This is a genomic window from Staphylococcus nepalensis (assembly GCF_014635045.1).
Lineage (GTDB): Bacteria > Bacillota > Bacilli > Staphylococcales > Staphylococcaceae > Staphylococcus > Staphylococcus nepalensis.
Map to the genome: position 1 here is coordinate 489039 of NZ_BMCF01000002.1, position 19445 is coordinate 508483.

Annotated in this window: 15 protein-coding genes; 3 read left to right on the forward strand and 12 right to left on the reverse strand. The window is 31.9% G+C overall.

The features are described from left to right. Positions 1-103 precede the first annotated feature (103 nt). Positions 104-604 (forward strand): peptide-methionine (S)-S-oxide reductase MsrA, encoded by a 501-nt coding sequence (msrA, locus tag IEU88_RS05460; protein ID WP_096809862.1) that lies wholly within the window; start codon positions 104-106, stop codon positions 602-604. 69 nt (positions 605-673) lie between these two features. Here the strand turns inward: msrA and IEU88_RS05465 are convergent, their stop codons facing one another. The 11 genes from IEU88_RS05465 to parE all read right to left on the reverse strand — a co-directional run bounded on the left by IEU88_RS05465 (position 674) and on the right by parE (position 17083). Continuing rightward, positions 674-1588 carry a D-ribose ABC transporter substrate-binding protein gene (locus tag IEU88_RS05465; RefSeq protein WP_103373100.1) on the reverse strand — a complete coding sequence of 305 codons (915 nt, stop codon included), beginning with the start codon at positions 1586-1588 and terminating at the stop codon, positions 674-676. A gap of 15 nt (positions 1589-1603) precedes the next feature. After that, positions 1604-2551: an ABC transporter permease gene (locus IEU88_RS05470; protein WP_103373101.1), complete on the reverse strand. Its 948-nt coding sequence runs from the start codon at positions 2549-2551 to the stop codon at positions 1604-1606. Beyond that, positions 2538-4028: a sugar ABC transporter ATP-binding protein gene (locus tag IEU88_RS05475; RefSeq protein ID WP_103373102.1), complete on the reverse strand. Its 1491-nt coding sequence runs from the start codon at positions 4026-4028 to the stop codon at positions 2538-2540. Before IEU88_RS05475 ends, IEU88_RS05470 begins: the two co-directional genes overlap by 14 nt. A gap of 12 nt (positions 4029-4040) precedes the next feature. Then, on the reverse strand, positions 4041-4430 hold the full coding sequence (gene rbsD / locus IEU88_RS05480; protein ID WP_103373103.1) for a D-ribose pyranase: 390 nt from the start codon (positions 4428-4430) through the stop codon (positions 4041-4043). A gap of 54 nt (positions 4431-4484) precedes the next feature. Continuing rightward, positions 4485-5450: a LacI family DNA-binding transcriptional regulator gene (locus IEU88_RS05485; RefSeq protein WP_229719013.1), complete on the reverse strand. Its 966-nt coding sequence runs from the start codon at positions 5448-5450 to the stop codon at positions 4485-4487. A 156-nt stretch (positions 5451-5606) separates the two neighbouring features. After that, positions 5607-6173 (reverse strand): hypothetical protein, encoded by a 567-nt coding sequence (locus IEU88_RS05490; RefSeq protein ID WP_103373105.1) that lies wholly within the window; start codon positions 6171-6173, stop codon positions 5607-5609. Positions 6174-6595: 422 nt separating this feature from the next. Next, on the reverse strand, positions 6596-9121 hold the full coding sequence (mprF, locus tag IEU88_RS05495; protein WP_103373555.1) for a bifunctional lysylphosphatidylglycerol flippase/synthetase MprF: 2526 nt from the start codon (positions 9119-9121) through the stop codon (positions 6596-6598). 237 nt (positions 9122-9358) lie between these two features. Then, on the reverse strand, positions 9359-10585 hold the full coding sequence (locus IEU88_RS05500) for an AI-2E family transporter (protein WP_096809879.1): 1227 nt from the start codon (positions 10583-10585) through the stop codon (positions 9359-9361). 407 nt (positions 10586-10992) lie between these two features. After that, complete coding sequence (gene alsT / locus IEU88_RS05505; RefSeq protein ID WP_096809881.1) at positions 10993-12438, reverse strand: glutamine transporter AlsT; 1446 nt, start codon at positions 12436-12438, stop codon at positions 10993-10995. 251 nt (positions 12439-12689) lie between these two features. Beyond that, entirely contained in the window at positions 12690-15092 is a 2403-nt protein-coding gene (gene parC / locus IEU88_RS05510) for a DNA topoisomerase IV subunit A (RefSeq protein WP_103373614.1), read from the reverse strand. After that, the gene (gene parE / locus IEU88_RS05515) at positions 15089-17083 is read right to left on the reverse strand and encodes a DNA topoisomerase IV subunit B (protein WP_170006944.1); all 1995 of its coding nucleotides are present in this window, start codon (positions 17081-17083) and stop codon (positions 15089-15091) included. The genes parC and parE overlap by 4 nt, the downstream gene beginning before the upstream one ends. A gap of 202 nt (positions 17084-17285) precedes the next feature. On the opposite strand from parE, the gene plsY reads away from it, so the two are divergent. Together plsY and IEU88_RS05525 are read left to right on the forward strand one after the other, a co-directional pair. Next, positions 17286-17894 carry a glycerol-3-phosphate 1-O-acyltransferase PlsY gene (gene plsY, locus IEU88_RS05520; RefSeq protein ID WP_096811216.1) on the forward strand — a complete coding sequence of 203 codons (609 nt, stop codon included), beginning with the start codon at positions 17286-17288 and terminating at the stop codon, positions 17892-17894. Between the two features lie 400 nt (positions 17895-18294). Then, a complete protein-coding gene (locus IEU88_RS05525) occupies positions 18295-18591 on the forward strand; it encodes a HesB/YadR/YfhF family protein (RefSeq protein ID WP_096809887.1) in 297 nt (98 codons plus the stop codon). Positions 18592-18882: 291 nt separating this feature from the next. On the opposite strand, the gene menI is transcribed toward IEU88_RS05525, so the two are convergent. Next, a complete protein-coding gene (menI, locus tag IEU88_RS05530; RefSeq protein WP_096809889.1) occupies positions 18883-19344 on the reverse strand; it encodes a 1,4-dihydroxy-2-naphthoyl-CoA hydrolase MenI in 462 nt (153 codons plus the stop codon). Positions 19345-19445: the final 101 nt, after the last annotated feature.

Sequence of the window (19445 nt, forward strand, 5' to 3'; positions counted from 1 at the left end):
TGTACTATAATTAACATATATTAAAGTTATATAAAAACTGCCTAAAAATCAAGTAATATCTTAATATTTGGTACTAAGGTCTAATATGGAAAGGATGTTAAGCATGAATATAAATAAAGCATACTTCGCTGGAGGTTGCTTTTGGTGTATGGTCAAACCTTTCGACACGTTTGAAGGCATTGAAAAGGTAACTTCTGGTTACATGGGAGGACATAAAGATAACCCCTCATATGAACAAGTTAAGACAGGTGACACCGGACATTATGAAACAGTCGAAATAGAATACGATGTTGCTCTGTTTTCATATAATAAATTATTAGAGATATTCTTTTCTGTAATAGATCCAACAGATGAAGGCGGTCAATTTCAAGATAGAGGTTCACAATACAAAACAGCTATCTTTTACACAAATGAAGACCAAAAAGCAGTAGCAGAAGATTATGTAGAAAAATTAAAACAAACAATAGATAAAGATAAAGCAATCGCTACAAAAATATTACCTGCTTCTACATTTTATGAAGCTGAAGCTGAGCATCAAGATTTTTACAAAAAAAATCCTGAGCGCTATGCGCAAGAGCAACAAGAACGCCAAAAATACAAATAAACAAATATTAAAAACCGGGTACATCTTAAATTTCAAAATGGCCCGGCTTTTATATATTTAAGATATAATTTACTGTTGACGTTTCATTTCTAAAGGGATTTTATGTTTTTTCTCTACCTTATTACCATTATATAAATCCATAATCGTCTTGATACTTTCTTCACCCATTAAATTAGGTTGTTGCGCAACTGTAGCAAATAATTTACCGCTTTCCACAGATTTAATAGCATCTTCATTACCATCAAAACCAATGACTTTGATATCTTTGTTTCCTATGGCTTCTACTGCACCTAAAGCCATTTCATCATTTTGTGCAAAAACGGCTTCCATATCAGGATGAGCTTGAATCATATTTTGTGTTACGTTTAACCCTTCAGTCCTGTTGAATTTAGCACTTTGTTTAGACACTACATCGAGTGATTTGTCAGCAATATTATGGAAACCTTTACCACGTTCTCGCGTAGCACTGGCGCCTGGAACACCTTCAAGTTCAGCTACTTTTGCGCCTTCGCCTAACTCATCCACAATCAACTCACCACCCATTTCACCCCCCTTGATGTTATCTGAAGCAATAAATGAAGCTACTTCGCCTTTTGCTACATCTCTATCTAATGTGATCACTGGTATGCTTTCATCATTCGCAATTTGAATACTACCAGATATTGCGTCTGAATCAGTTGGATTTACGATTAAATAATCAACTTTTTGTTGAATCAAATCATCTATATCATTAGCTTGCTTCGCCGCATCATCTTGTGCGTCAGCAAATTTAACTTTAACACCTTGTTTCTTAGCTTCTTTTTCAATACCGTCTTTAACTTTTACAAAAAAAGGATTATTTAGTGTAGAGATACTCACCCCAATAATGACATCCGATTTTTTCTTATCTGATTTACCGTTATCATTTTTTTCCAATGGTGATTCTAGTGAACAACCAGCTAAAAATAATACTAAAGCTAACGCGCTTATAAATAGTCTTTTCAATATCAGCACCCCCAATTACTTATTTTTTCTATCAATTAATACAGCAATAATAATAACGACACCTTTAACAACTTGTTGATAAAAAGAAGATACCCCTAACAAATTCAAACCGTTATTCAATACACCAATGATTAATACCCCTATTAACGTTCCAACAATACGACCTTTACCGCCTGTTAAAGAAGTACCACCTAGCACAACAGCTGCAATAGCATCCAATTCATAGGACATCCCTGCGGTTGGCTGCGCTGAATTTAAACGAGAAGTTAAAATAGCTCCCGCCATAGCTGACATTAACCCTGCTAAGCTATAAATCATTATTTTAATTTTGTTGACTTTGATACCGGAAATAAATGCAGCTTTTTCATTTCCTCCCATAGCATACGTTTGTCTACCAAATACTGTTTTATGTAACAATATATATAAGATAATAAAGGTGATAAACATGGTAACTGCTGGTACTGGTATACCTAGGAAATAGCCTCTACCAAACAATTGAAAAGCATAGCTACCATTTAAATTCGTAACAGGATTACCATCTGTAATAACAAGGGTTAAACCTCTAAAGACAGTCATCGTCGCTAATGTTGCAATGAACGGCGCCATCTTGCCAATCGTTATTAATAATCCATTAATAGCACCTAATATAGCACCAAAAAGGCACCCGATTAACAGTGCTAAAATTGAGTCTATGCCAGTAACCATTATAATCGCAACAACAGCACTAGATAATGCTAATGTTGAACCTACTGATAAATCAATACCTCCCGTTAAAATGACAAAGGTCATCCCAAACGCAATTAAACCATTGATTGAAACTTGTCTTAATAAATTAAATAGATTAGAAGGCTCTAAAAAAGCACTATTTAGTGTACTTATAATAATAACCAATAAAATCAAACCAATAAAAGGTATGATTTTTTCTAAATACGAATAAGAAAATGATAATTTAGACTGTTTCATTATTTTCCCCTCCTGTAGCTAAAGTCATAATATGTTCTTCAGAGATAGACGCGCCCTCTAATATACCTGTAATTTTTCCTTCGTGTATCACTGCTACTCTATCGCTCATACCTATAATTTCTGGTAATTCTGATGAAATCATAATTATAGACATGCCACGGTCTGTTAGTTCGTTCATCAATTGATATATTTCGCGCTTAGCTCCTACGTCAATGCCTCGTGTTGGCTCATCTAAAATCAAAACATGTGGTGCTGTTGCAATCCATTTAGCTAAAACGACTTTTTGTTGATTACCACCTGATAAATTAACGCAAGCGTCCTCTTTTTTACCTTTAATATTCATGCGTGCAATCATTTGATCAGAATATTGTGCCATCGTACTTTTAGTTAAAAAACCTGTTTTTGAAAAACTTTTTAAAGCAGGTAACGTAATGTTTTCTAGAATTGAATCTTGTAGCACTAATCCTTCTTCTTTTCTATTCTCAGTGATAAAAGCAAGTCCTTGTGAAATAGATTGATTGGGGTTCTGAATTTGAATTTGTTTATCATTAAGTTTGACAGTCTTATTTCCCTTATCTAAGCCGAATAAGACACGCATAATTTCTGAACGACCAGCGCCCATCAAACCACTAAATCCGAGTATCTCTCCTTTGTGTAAATCAAAATGGATAGGCTTTAATTGATGCTCTACTGAACTTAAATCTTCTACAGAAAGGACAATATCTTCTTGGTGATAATGCCTATCAGGATACTGATTGTCTAGATCTCTTCCTATCATGGATTTTACGACTTCAGCATGAGTGGTGTCTTTTGTCTTTGTTGTTAAAATAGATTGGCCATCTCTCATAACAGTAATACGATCTGAAATACTAAATATTTCTTCCATTCTATGAGAAATATATATAAAAGAAACGCCTTCATTTTTCAAACGATTAATCTGTTCAAACAGAGTAGCTATTTCATTATTCGTTAAAGCAGCAGTAGGCTCATCCATAATGATAATTTTTGGCTTTTCCATCAACGCCTTACTAATTTCTAACATCTGTTGCATACCGACTGATAAAGTACCTGCCATTCTATTTAAATCAATATCAATATTTAATTTTTTGAAAACTGACAAAGCACGTTGTTTCATCTTTTTATTATCTACAACACCTAAAAATTTGGTTTCCTCTTTTCCTAAAAATAAATTTTCAAGCACAGTCAAATTTGGCCAAATATTTAATTCTTGTTGGATAAAGGATATACCATTTTGTTCAGCATCCATCGTATTTTTAAAATGAATCGGTTTCCCATCTTCTAATACGCTGCCACTATCAGCCTTATACACGCCGGTAAGTATTTTCATAAGCGTACTTTTACCAGCTCCATTTTCACCCATTAGTGCATGAATTTCAGCATCATTTATTTCAAAATCAACGCCGCTTAATACATTATTTTGCCCAAATGATTTGTATATTTGATTCATGTTTATCATAACTGCCCCCCTTTAAAATAAAACACCGCTTGTTAAAATTACATTGGCATAAGGTTTAGCTTCGCCCGTTCGGATAACTGCCTTAACCTCGTTACTTAACGTTTTTAAAGATGCATGCGATTCAGTTGTGATATCAATGTTCCAAGATAATAGCTTTACATATAATGCGCTGTTTTGTTTTATCATTTCATTAGCAATGATTAATTGTTCGATTTCCATGTGTTCTTTAATTAAATCGAATACTTCTTCGAATGAAGTTTTTCCAAATGTTAATGCTAAATCTATCTTTTTCACGCCTTCTGGCACCGGAAGACCACAATCAGCAATCATTATTTTGTCAGTATGTCCCAAATCACTCAATACTTTAGATATTTCACTGTTTAGAATACCTGTTTTATACATTTAATCTCCCCATTCGTTATATAATATATTATGTAACGGGTTACATAATTGCAGTTAAAACCTTATGCTCCCCCTTCGTTTAGGTGATAATACAAGTTGCTTATCATAATCATTCGTTTTTAAATTCAATAATTTTGATACAGCTTTTTGGCCTAAGACATATGCAGATTGATCAATTGTTGAAATGTTTGGAAATGTCATTGTCGAAAATGGTATATTATCATAACCTACAATTTGAATATCTTCAGGTACTTTAAACTTAAATTGTTGAATAATCCCCATCGTTTCAATCGCTAAAATATCATTGCTACATATGATACTATCAATTTTCAAATTTTTAATTAACGAAATAAATGCCTGCTCATTTGTTAGCTTTTCAGATTCATAATAAAAATACTTCACATTATATTGCTTCAATATTGATTCAATACCGTTGATTCTTGACTTAAAGGTATTAATTTTTAAATCCAAATGGATAATCAATATATTTTGTGGTTTGCCTTCTAAAATAAGTTGCGCTTGTAATTCTCCTCCTTCGAAATGGTTTGCAGAAACGCCACTAATGACATCATTAACGCGATCTACAAATACACATGGCATATTTTGAGATTTTAATAATTTTTCAACTTGCTTATCAGCAAATGCTGTAGTAATCACTCCAACACAATTATAAGAATTAAAAGTAGAAAGATAATCTCTAGCTTTATTAGCATTATTATCACTATTACCAATTAATACTTGAAAGCCTTGTGATAATGCTATATCTTCAACGCCTCTCGCTATTAATGTAAAAAAAGGATTGCTAATATCTGGCAATAATAGACCAATCATTTTTGACTTACGTTTATACAACGTGCGTGCCGCTTCATTAGGTTGATAGTTAAGTTCACTGATGGCACATTCAATGCGCTTTTTCGTTTGTTCTTTTACATATCCATTATTATTTATGACTCTAGACACCGTTGCTACAGAACAACCTGCTAAATTTGCTACTTCTTTAATTGTCGTTATAAAAATCACCTCTATTTGTGTAACCGCTTTCATATTATCACAAATTTTTCTGTTTTGATAGTTTATTCTAGTGATTAATTATTATATTAATAAGAGATGATTTAAGTCATTGGTTATGAAATAAAATAAAAAGTTATGTCTAACATAGCATTATTTATACGCTATTTAATAGGATAAAGAAACTTGATTCACATTTTCTATAGCCTTAATTTGTCCGTTTGGATCAAAATATACTTTGACAGAGAATTGGTTAAACGGATTATCATCATATATCATCGTACCATTATTATAGTTTTTGTCTCTATTTCCATGCACTTGAGTAAACGCTTGAATATAAACATTGTTAGGAATAACAAAAAATCGTTGCACTTTATCGTTTTGATAATAAATTGCTATATTCCCATATTTTTGTGTTTTAAGATTATTAATTTTTAAATGTTCTTCACTATTTCCATAATATCGTTCCACTTTACTTTTACTCATGCCTTTAGATATGTGCATATATTGATTTCTAACATCACGATTCATAAAATTTTCACTAAATACTTGTGATAGCACATCAATTTGAGGAGAAGGATATTGTGAATTGTGTTTATTTTTAGTTTCATTATTTTGAGATGGCTGATTAACGCTTTGATAATTTATCTGCTTTGTCTCATATAATGATTTAATTGAAAGTACTAACGCTACTAAGAGAACTATTAATACCAAGCTAATTATAATTTTTTTCATTTTTTCACCCCACTGCACCCTTTGCAAATAATTAATATTTATATATTACTATATAACTTTAAAACCTTAAATGTATTTTCATAATTTTATAAATCATGGCTACAATAGTATGTTTTTAAATGTAAAAATACTATTTAAATTCAAAAAGAAATAAAGTAGATAAAATGTCAATTATTATTCAAATAATATCGAATCACACTATTGAAAGCGTTTTCTGTTGATGCTATTATATATATATACCTTAAACAGAGGGTAAAGAGAAATTCATATATAGTTAGGATCAAATGATATTTAGAAAGTAATATAGTTAGTTTATTAAAGTAGTTAATAACTTCTCCGGCGTTAACTACCAAAACCATTAAAAACTATAACTCCTAAAAACAACCAACCATCATTAACGGGATGCGTTGGTTGTTTTTATTTTATTCTTTTTTTCTAATTACACGCATAACTTTTATCATACTGAGCCATAGTGAATGTCTTTTACGATAGACTAAAAATCTCGGTTGCCAGCTAGGATTAAATTTCTCTTTATAACGTCTTAATCCTTGAAATCTATATAAACCATTAAAATGTTCAAAAATTCTGCCAGCCAGTCTTTCACCAAAGAATGAAAACGGAACTTTACCTACATTAGATAATGTGGCCATACCCATATTAAAATATTTATAATTATTGTTTTTAGACCACAACAACATATGAATATATAAACTATCCATCAAAGGCAATGTTACATCTGATTTCCAACGTATTAAATCAACAGAAAGCGTTGCGTTATAATTTGTAGGCATAAAAGTACAGAAGCCAAGTATAGCACCGTCCATATCTTTAATCATTGCTATAGGTGCCTGGGAAAGATAATGCTCATCAAAATTACCAACAGAAAATTGCATTTCTGTTGATCCAACTAACCAATCGTCACTTATTTGTTTTAATTCATCTAAAAACGCTTGCGAAAATGGAGGATCTAGTATTTCAAATGTACAACCTGAGTCCTCTAACTTATTTAATGTAGCTCGTAAGCCACGCTTTTTTTTGCCTGAAATAGTAAAAGCTGATAAGTCTATGAGCGCTTCTTCACCTAATTTGAAAAATTGATTCCCAAAATCATGATAAATAGACATATATCTATCAGTAACTTGATAGAAAATGATATCATAGCCTAAATAGTGCGCTTCACTATATAATTTTTCAAGCAACTTATGAAACGATGTAGCATTTCCAATTGGGTCTCCTAAAACAATATATGTGTTGCGCTTACGCTGATACATCACGAACGCATCTTTAGTATCATTAAAGAAAAACTTTTTATCGCCGCTATATATGAGGTGACTTAAGTAATTACCGCCATAATTATCAATAATGGTTTTACATTGTGCTAAACCCTCATCATTGCTTGAAGATTTAAACTTCGCTTCAAACCACCATACAATCACACTCACAATAATGACTACTGTGATAATCGTAAACCAAAAGTAATACCTTAATATTGATGAGTCCATTTCTAAGTGATAAATATCCAAAGTATAAAATGTACTTCTTATAATATTGTGATTCACAAATAAAACGAATGCCCCTATTAATAAACTGACCAATAACTTAGTATATCTAAATTGGCGTTTAATAACACGTGACCTTTTATAAAATACGACTAACATAATGAACATAGTTGTTAACCAACCTAGTAATATTAAAGAAGGATACGTATAAACCGTTACACAGAATATAATAATGATTGAAATAATAGAAAACAAAATGGCTCTTTTGGATAAATAGTAAACGCCTATAACGTTTAATAATAATAATAAACAAGCACATGTGTGAATAGAGACAGTGATATAGTAAATGGCATGATAATCACTATATAGTCCATCATAAATAATTGTAATATTATTGAAGAAAAACAATAGACTTGTAAACGTAAGTAATATCGCAATCGAAAATGCTGGTATTCTTGCTAAAATATCTTTTTGATATGACGCTAATAATGAAGACATATCTTTAATAGGAACCATCAATTTAGAATCATCCCAATAACGTTTAGCTGTATCTCGGAATTCAAAAGTTGCTAAAATTAATGCAATTAATACTGGAAACAGATAATACACTAATCTATAAAGTAATAACGCTAAGACAATTTTCTCTTCTGGAACGTTTAAACTTTTTAATCCTAATAATACGACCAAATCAAACGTACCAAACCCTCCAGGTATAAAACTGATTAGCCCTGACAGTGCGCTAATGACAAATATACCTATAAACACAGATAAGTTCACTTGAACACCAACAGTATATAATGACATATATAATACTAATGCCGCGATAATCCATTCAATGCTAGAGACAATTGTACAATATAAACCTATCAATTTATGCTTTTTGTTTACTGGTCTTATAATTGTAGAAATTATAAATATAGGTAAAAACAAGGCAGCAATATACATTACCCATTTAATCCAAGGAAACGGATTAAATATGTGCTTCACATCAAACACATGAAATACTACTAATATTGAGAGCATACTTAAACCGGTCAACATAGATATTAAAACAACAGAAATAGAATGCAATAACTCTTTTTTATCTTCAGCAGTATCTTTATACAAAATAAATCTTACACTAGCCCCGATAACACCACCAAACCCTAATACAGCATTTAAAGCATTGACAATATAGCCAATGCGAATAGCCTTAGGTAATGAAACCTTCAGATTTAATGATCTAGCTAAAATCACATCATACATAGATAATATAAGTATAGCCGTACCGCCACTCAAAAATAGCACGATCAACCAAACACTATTAAGATCTCTAATAGCGTATATCGTTTCTTTCAAATTGATATGAGCTAACTCTCTATATAAAGTAAATACAACAAAAATAAATAATGAAATTGCAAAGATTACTTTCAAAATAGACAATACTTTATTTCTTGATTGCTTTGACATGTGTTCACATCACTTTTCTATATTCATATATTATTTAAAATATAGCACGATTCTTATTTTTAATAAATAATTTATATAGCAAATACATATTACAATATTGTTAGTTTTAACATATATACTTATAGCAACACATCTTTAATAAAAGTACTTTGATACTGTGATTTAAAAACGACAAAACTGCATTGGAAATTGAGATTTCCAATGCAGTTCTTTTTCAAATATTTTCTTAATTTTAACTTAACGTATTTCTTCATCCGAAGTGATTTCGTACTCGCCTGCATCATCACCATAATATTTGTTATAGCGACGTTTATACATTGTATATAAATGAGATACAAGTACTTTTAATATTGCATACGCAGGTATACCTAAAATAACACCAACTATACCTAATAAATTACCTGCACTTAATAAGATAAAAATAATCGTAAGTGGATGAATTTTTAATGTTTTGCCCATAATATTTGGGGAAATAAAGTGACCTTCAATAAATTGAACTGCTGTCCATACAATTACTAATTTTAATAACATGAATGGTGACGTAATTAAAGCAATAATAATAGCTGGAGATATCGCGATCGTTGGGCCGATGTACGGTACTACACTTGTTACAGCAGCAATTGAAGCTAAAATTAAACTGTAATCTAAACCGATGATGCTATATCCAATAAATAATAAAATACCAATACAAAATGACACGATAATTTGACCTTGGATATAAGAACCAACTTGGATACTCATTTTATCTAATAAGTCATGAAAATCTTTTCTAAACTTAGGCGGCATTAAATTTGTTGAAAATTCTTTAAAGCGGTGACCGTCTTTTAACATAAAGAATAAAACAAAAGGTGTTGTTGCAATAACAACGCCAACATTAACTAAAGCCTCAGCAAAATTTTTAACTTTAGAACCAAAACCGTTAAAGTAATCAGAAACCATCGAAGGTAGCTTTTTAGCTAATGAATCTAACTGATCTTGTATTTGAACATAAAAATTAGAAATTAAAGAATACTTCGTTACACTATCAATAAATTTATTTACTTTATCAACATAATACGGAAAATTATTCCCAAAACTTTTAAACTGTGCTCCGATTACTGGTATTAATAAATTAATAGCTAGTGCAATGACACCAACAATAACTAAAAATAATATAATAACTCCCCAAAGCCTTGAAATATTATAGCGTTCCATTAAATTCACTAAGGGATTAAATAAGTAATATAAAATAATAGATACTATGATTGGTGCGATAATCGTATTAAAAACAATAATAAATGGTTTGAAAATATAAGAAACTTGGTCAAAAATAAAAATTGCACAACCGATAAATATTAATATAAGTAAGGCAAAGGCTAAATCTTTTCCACCTATAAATTTCATAAAACGCGATTCAGGAAAACTTAAATTCAATTTTCTTTTTTTTGAATGATTATCTTGCTTTAATTGCTCTTCATTCGACATAAAATCACCATACCTTAAATTTTTTCAAAATATACAAATCATTTAGAACATAATGATGAAACTATGTATCTTTATACCTCTATACATGTAGTTCCATATTTAAAATAACTAATTTTAATCATAACACAATGTACATTTTTCAAACATATATATTTTGTCACATTTGATTTACAACTAATCATATTCTTAATAAGCGTAAAAACTATAAAGTATTTTATAAATGCATTGCTTTATTTTAAATGATTGAGAAAAATAAGCAAATATTTAAGTATTCAAAAAAGCAGTAATACGAAATCATAAAGTACTACGGATTTCATATTACTGCTCATATATGGATAAAATTTCACAAACATACAATAAATGCATTAAGAAAATAGTTTTACGCACATTCAAATATGATACATGAATTATTTCTTTTTCATGCCCCAACTCTCGATGCCGAATAAATTAATTTCCAACTCTTCAGGTTTAAACACAGGTTTTTTGCCTGCTTTACGTTGACGTTGATAGTCGTTCATTACTGCGAAAGCTATATTAGACAAACCAATAATAGCAACTAAGTTGACAATTGCCATTAGACCCATAAACACATCTGCTGTACCCCATACAGTTTCAGTTTTAACCACTGATCCTACAAATACAAGTACTACCACTAAACATCTAAAAATGAATAACACCGATTTATTTTTCCATAAGAATTCCATATTAGATTGGCCATAATAATAGTTACCAATAACAGAAGAAAAAGCAAATAAAGTAATTGCAATTGTTAAGAAAATACCCCCTGCATTACCTAAATGTTCATTTAGTGCTGATTGTGTTACTGCCACACCTTGTGCTGCATTTTCACCAAATTCTAATCCTGTATATAGTAAAATCATAATTGCCGTAGCGGTACACACTAGCATAGTATCAAAGAATACACCTAATGATTGAATTAACCCTTGTTTAACTGGGTGAGGCGCAGCAGCTGTGGCAGCGGCGTTAGGTGCCGAACCCATACCAGCTTCGTTTGAGAACAAACCACGTTTAATACCTTGAAGAATTGCTGCACCAACAGCGCCTCCAGTTACTTGTTCAAATCCAAATGCACTTTTAATGATTGTTCCAATCATCGGGATAATTTGATCATAGTTAAGTATTAAAATGACAGCAACTAAACCAATATAAACAATTGCCATAACTGGCACAATGATTGATGATAATGTCGCGATACTTCTAACACCGCCAAATATAATAATCGCTGTAACAATAGCTAATATAATACCCGTCACTATAGGACTTATATTATATTGCGTTTTTAATGACTCAGCAATGGTATTAGATTGCACTGTATTAAACACAAATGCAAACGTTACAGTAATTAATACTGCAAAGACGATACCTAACCATTTTTGGTTGAGTCCTTTAGTTATGTAATATGCCGGTCCACCACGAAACCCGCCATCTTCATCAGGTACTTTATATACTTGTGCTAAGGTTGCTTCGATAAAGGCACTCGCTGCCCCAATAAATGCAATGACCCACATCCAAAACACAGCACCAGGTCCACCTAACACAATCGCAGTGGCAACACCTGCAATATTACCAGTACCAACACGAGAACCAGCACTTATTGCAAACGCTTGAAATGGCGCAATACCTTTTTTTCCATTATCTAATGTTTCAGGTTTTTCTCCAATCGCTCGAAACATTTCTGGTATCCATCTTAATTGTACGAATTTAGAACCAATAGTAAAAAATATACCAGCTGTAATTAAAAGTCCAATTAAATATTGTGACCAGATTAAATCATTTCCGACTTGAACAAACGTTTTGAACCAATCCGGAATCAAACTATCAAAATTGCTCAATTTAATCCCTCTCATCTATCAAATAAATTTTTATAATAAAATCAAGAGATTTATAGCATATGTTCTGTGCACAGAAAACGATAAATTATTTATGTACACAGGAAAATGAATGAATAAGTTAAGTACAAATCGTAAAGCTTTGTGCAACACTATTTCACGTTACTATAAATCTCTTGTTTTATTTTTATGGCAACTTAATGGTATTTTATCATTATATTGTTGTATTTACTAACAGAAATTTTAAAATTACCTTATTTGATGATTAAGTTTTCCACTTCACCAAATTCTTTTACATCGACGATAAAACTACCATTTGTATATTGTTCTGATAAATGAATGTCTTTGATATTGCCACTTTCTTCGTGTCGTTTAGAAGTTATGGTATAAGTCGTATCATCAGGATGAATTATATGAGCTGCGACGATACGATGTGGTAATTTTTTAAGTTCTTTTAAAAGTGTAATACCACGTTGTGCACGTTTCGCTTGTTGTAATACTTTAAATCCTATACGTTTTAATGATCCACGTTGCGTCGCCATTAATATAGAACTACGTTCATTAATAACTTGCGTTAACACGACATAATCTTCATCTTTAAGGTTGATAGATTTCACCCCAGCTGCTCTAAGACCAGTGTCTGATAACTCATCGCTATTATAAGTTAATGACATACCTTTATATGTTATAGCAGTAAGTATTTGGGCGTCTTCTATTCTCATTACGTCTATGATTTCATCATCACCTTTTAATTTCATGGACACTAACGGCTTATTATAACGTGATGTTTTGAACATAGAAACATTACTTTTCTTAATCATGCCATTGCGTGTAGCTAAAATATAAAATGCTTCGGGCTTGAAATCACTTTCGCAGAAAGCATCAATGACATGTTCATCTTCGTCTATTGGGACGATTTGTGAAACGTGTTGCCCTAAATCTTTCCACTTAATTTCTGAAAGTTTATGCACTGGTATATAAAGGTATCTACCTTTATTAGTGAACACTAACGCGGTATCTAACGTGTTAGCTTCTTGATATTTAAGCATCATATCGCCATCTTTAACCCCAAGTTCTTCTACACCGCTTGCGTTAAAACTACGTAAAGAAGTTCGTTTAATATAACCATGTTTTGTAATGCTCACCATCACATTCTCACTTGGTACCATAACTTCTTTATCAATTTTAATTTCACTGATTTCTGCTTCAATTGAAGATAAGCGTTTTTGTTTATATTTATTCTTAATTTCATTTAATTCGTCTTTGATAACATTTAATAAAGCATCGTGATTATCTAATATATTTTTTAAATACGCTATTTTAGCCTTTAATTCATCATGTTCTTCTTGTAATTGCACGATATCCGTATTCGTCAAACGATATAATTGCAATGTTACAATTGCTTCAGCTTGTGCTTCTGTGAAATCAAATTCAGCTACTAAATTGTCTTTAGCGTCTTTTTTGTTTTTAGAATTTCTAATAAGTTTAATCACTTGGTCTAAAATAGATAGTGCTTTCATTAGACCTTCTACAATATGCATTCTACTTTCTGCATTATCTAACTCAAAACGCGTACGCTTCGTCACCACATCAATTTGATGATTAAGATAACTATCTATAAACTGACGTACACCCATAAGTACTGGTCTACCTTCACTAATTGCAACCATATTAAAGTTATATGAAACTTGTAAATCTGTATTTTTGTACAAATAATTCGCAACCGCTTCGCTGTTAACATCTTTCTTTAATTCAATAGCAATACGTAAACCAGTACGATCAGTTTCGTCACGGACTTCTACAATACCATCAACTTTTTTATCTGCACGTAACTCATCCATTTTTTTAACGAGCGCACTTTTATTAACTTCGTATGGTAACTCTGTGACAATTAATTCTTTTCTACCGTTTCGCAATTCTTCAACGTTTACTTTTGAACGAACTACAATTTTACCTTTTCCAGACTCATACGCTTTCTTGATACCATCTATCCCTTGAATAATACCACCTGTTGGAAAATCAGGGCCTTTAATATATTTCATTAATTGACTTACTGTGATATTAGGATTGTCAATAAATTTTAAAGTGGCTTGTATCACTTCAGCTAGGTTATGTGGCGGTATATCAGTAGCGTACCCTGAAGAAATACCTGTACTTCCATTGATTAACAAATGCGGCAAGCGTGCTGGTAAAACCATTGGTTCCATAGTTGTATCATCATAGTTCGGCATAAATGGCACTGTGTCTTTGTTGATATCCCTTAATAATTCTTCAGAAATCCTGCTTAATTTCGCTTCAGTATAACGCATCGCTGCTGCTGGATCGTTATCTATACTACCATTATTACCTTGCATTTCTATCAATACATGGCGTAATTTCCAATCTTGACTCAGACGGACCATTGCATCGTAAACTGACGTGTCACCATGAGGGTGATATTGTCCGATAACGTCACCAACCGTTTTCGCACTTTTACGGAAGTTTTTATCAAATGTATTACCGCTGGAATACATTGCGTATAAAATACGTCTTTGAACAGGTTTGAGACCATCACGAACGTCTGGCAGTGCACGCTCTTGAATGATATATTTACTATATCTACCAAATCGATCGCCAATAACATCTTCTAGCGACAAATCTTGAATTATTTCACTCAATTTATTTCCTCCTCATCGGAATAATCCTGTTCTAGTATTTGAATTTCATTATTATCTAAAATACTTTGATCTTCTTGAAGTCCAAATTCAACATGTTTTTCAATCCATTCACGTCTAGGAGCTACTTTATCTCCCATTAATGTTGTTACACGTTTAGATGAACGCAATTCATCATCAACTTGAACTCGAATAAGCGTTCTTGTCTCTGGGTTCATTGTCGTTTCCCATAATTGATCCGCGTTCATTTCTCCTAAACCTTTATAACGCTGTAAACTAAATCCTTTACCTAATTTCTTTTGAAGTTTTTCTAATTCTTCATCTGTCCAAGCATACTCTATTTTTTTAGAAGCCCCTTTACCTTTTTCTAGTTTATATAACGGTGGTAAAGCTATAAACACTTTCCCAGCTTCTACTAAAGGTTTCATATATTTAAAGAAAAAAGTTAATAGTAATACTTGGATATGAGCGCCATCTGTATCGGCATCTGTCATAATAATAACTCTATTATAATTGCTATCTTCTATTTTAAATTCATTACCGACACCAGCGCCAATAGTATGAATAATTGTATTGATTTCTTCATTTTTAAATATATCTTCTAAACGTGCTTTCTCAGTATTAATCACTTTACCTCTAAGTGGTAAAATTGCTTGATATTTACGGTCACGACCTAATTTAGCAGAGCCACCAGCTGAATCCCCCTCTACCAAATAAAGTTCTTTTTTCTCTGTATTTTTACTTTGTGCTGGCGTTAACTTTCCTGATAACAATGTATCTTTACGCTTATTTTTTTTACCCGAACGTGCATCTTCCCTTGCTTTACGAGCTGCTTCTCTTGCTTGTTGGGCTTTCAATGCTTTTTTAACGAGGGTTTTAGATAATTGCCCCTTTTCTTCAAGGTAATATGGCAATTTTTCAGATACAACAGAATCTACAGCACTTCTTGCTTCTGGTGTACCCAATTTAGATTTAGTTTGACCTTCGAATTGTAACAACTCTTCTGGAATACGAATTGAAATAATAGCTGTCAAACCTTCTCTAATATCATTTCCATCTAAGTTTTTATCTTTTTCTTTTAATTCATTTATACGTCTTGCGTAGTCATTAAAGACACGTGTCATTGCTGTTTTGAAACCAACTTCGTGTGTACCACCATCTTTAGTACGTACATTGTTAACAAAACTTAAAAGACTTTCTGAATATTGGTCATTATATTGAAATGCTACTTCTACTTCTATGTCATTCGCATTTCCCGCAAAATTGGCCACATCATGTAATACTTCTTTACCTTCATTGACATAGCTTACAAACTCTTTAATCCCATCTTCATAATGGAATACATCTTCTCTTTCTTTGCCCGCTCTTAAATCTTTAAGCGTTATTCTTAAATTTTTAAGTAAAAATGCAGATTCTTGTAAACGTTCACTAAGGACATCGTAGTTAAAAGATGTGGCTGACTTGAAAATCTCAGCGTCTGGTTTAAAAGTTACTTTAGTACCAGTTTTTTTAGTTTTTCCTAGTTTTTCCAGGCCTGTAGCTGGTAAGCCACCATGGCTAAATTTCTGCTTATAGATAGCGCCATCTCTATAAATTTCTACTTCCAGCCATTCACTTAATGCGTTTACTACTGATGCACCCACACCATGTAGACCACCAGACGTTTTATATCCACCTTGTCCAAATTTTCCGCCTGCGTGAAGTATTGTAAATATAACTTGGACTGTAGGTTTCCCTGACGTATGAATACCTGTTGGCATACCACGTCCATCATCTTCTATAGTGATACTCTCATCTTTGTTTATCGTAACTAAAATTTCACTACCAAAGCCGTTTAATACTTCATCGACGGAATTATCGACAACTTCATATACTAAATGATGTAAACCACGTTTATCAGTAGACCCAATATACATACCGGGTCTCTTTCTTACGGCTTCTAACCCTTCAAGAACCTGAATGGAATCATCCGAATAATTATTTTGTTTATTCATTGCCAATCGTTTCGCCCTCCTACAAACGTACGTTCGTTTTTAAAACTATACATTAGTTATTCTTATATAAATCTTGATAAATTGCAAGTATCAAATTTATAATCGAACCGTGTTTTACTACTCTTATAAATTTTATTCGTCTAACTATGGTCTTATGTGGTAAAATAATTCTAATGTCATTAAAGGATGTGGATTATGTATGGTGATGATAATTATCATGTTAATACTAAGTTATCTCATTGGTGCTTTCCCAAGTGGCTATGTAATAGGTAAGTTATTTTTCAAAAAGGATATTAGACAATTCGGTAGTGGGAACACTGGAGCGACGAATAGCTTTAGAGTATTAGGTAAACCAGCAGGGTTCCTAGTTACTTTTTTAGATATATTTAAAGGGTTTATCGTTGTATTCTTCCCACTATGGCTTCCAGTTCATGCAGACGGTGCTATTAGTACATTTTTTACAAATGGACTCATCGTAGGGGCATTTGCGATTCTAGGTCATGTTTACCCGATTTATCTTGGGTTTAAAGGGGGAAAAGCAGTTGCAACCAGTGCCGGCGTTATACTTGGAATCAACCCTATCTTATTAATCATATTAGCAGCAATTTTCTTTGGTATATTATATTTAACGAAATATGTATCACTATCAAGTATTATCGCGTCAATCTGTTGCGTAATTGGTGCGTTACTTATTCGAGATTATATTCTCCTTGTGGTGAGTATGGCTGTGGGTGTGTTATTAATATTCAGACATCGCACAAATATTGTTAGAATTTTTAAAGGTGAAGAGCCTAAAATTAAATGGATGTAACTATTACACGTGTCACGAGCAATCAATAAGTAAATAGTAACAAAATATTACTTAGGCTGGGACATCAACCAATGTCTCAGTCTAAAAATATAATATTAATTAGAAACAACTCATTTGAAAATATGCTAATATCGCACTTTTTAAATTGAGAAGCCAATATCTGAGCGGAACAAGGAAGTCTTATGATGAGATTGGATTTTTGTTCCGCTCTTTTTTAAATCATCATTATAGCTGTAAATGCGTAATAATAAATCAATTTGTTTTAAAGAAAATTAAGATTAAATATGTTATACTACTTTTATTATTACTCAAAATTGGGTAATACAAATAATACTAATTTTTTAAATTAGTAACCAATTGTCACAAGCTATAACTTGTGAAATGAGAGGGGACTTTTATTATGGATATAAAACTTTCAGATAACGCTGTATCTTGGTTTAAAGATGAACTTGATTTACCTGAAGATAACAAAGTCTTACAATTTTTCGTTCGCTATGGTGGAGAATTCCAATTAAAACAAGGATTTAGCCCTGCATTCAGTGTTGATCAAAAAGACGATGTAGAAATTGGTTACGAAAATCATTTTGATGGTTTAGATGTAGTAATTGCAGAAAAGGATTTATGGTATTTTGAAGACCATGATTTATTCATAGACATCAGTGATAGCGTGGATGAAATTTCTTACAGTGCTAAATAATTTTAATAGCTAAAATAAACTCAACACAGTTTATTAATCATATATATGAATTATATACTTAAAAAAGAAGCGGAACAGAAATCATATTTGGGATTTCTGTTCCGCTTTTATATTTCAGCTCTAGTCGTCTACTGTCTATATAGTATGCGAGGTCAAGACGTTATCTATGTCCGGCCTCCTTTTTGTTGATTTGTATAAATTTTTTAGTGTTATAAGTATTAGTGTACATCCCCAAAATACACTCCCGTAAAATTTATGTATATTCATGCACAATTCATATACTTATTTTAACTATGATAAACCATTCACAACCTCTAAATCTTCTCCTGCTTTATTTCGCTTTTCTACTTCTGAATATACTGCATGCCATTCAGGAAAATACTTATCTAATCGAATAGGCTTAAAGTTATCTTTTCGTATACAAGTTAACACTGTAGAGCCAGTAGTAGCTAGTTCTCCATCATTATTATATACTTCATAATAATATATAGATCTTAAGCGTGTATATTTTTCGACCCACGTTTTAATCTTCACTGTTTCTGGATACTGAATTGTTTTAATGTACTTAATATTTAAATCTGTAACTGGTGAAATGATGCCTGAATCTTCCATATCTTTGTAACTAAAACCTAATTTTGAAATATAATCTGTTCGTGCTACTTCAAACCAAGTAGGATAATTACCGTGATATATCACACCCATTTGATCAGTTTCAGCATAGCGTGAAGGAATTTCTGTCATACTATAAATCATTATAAACGTCCTCTTTTCAATTGTTCATATCATACTATATAAATAATAACATAAAAAAGGGGTGGAACAGAAATCACATTTTCTAAAATGATTTCATTGCC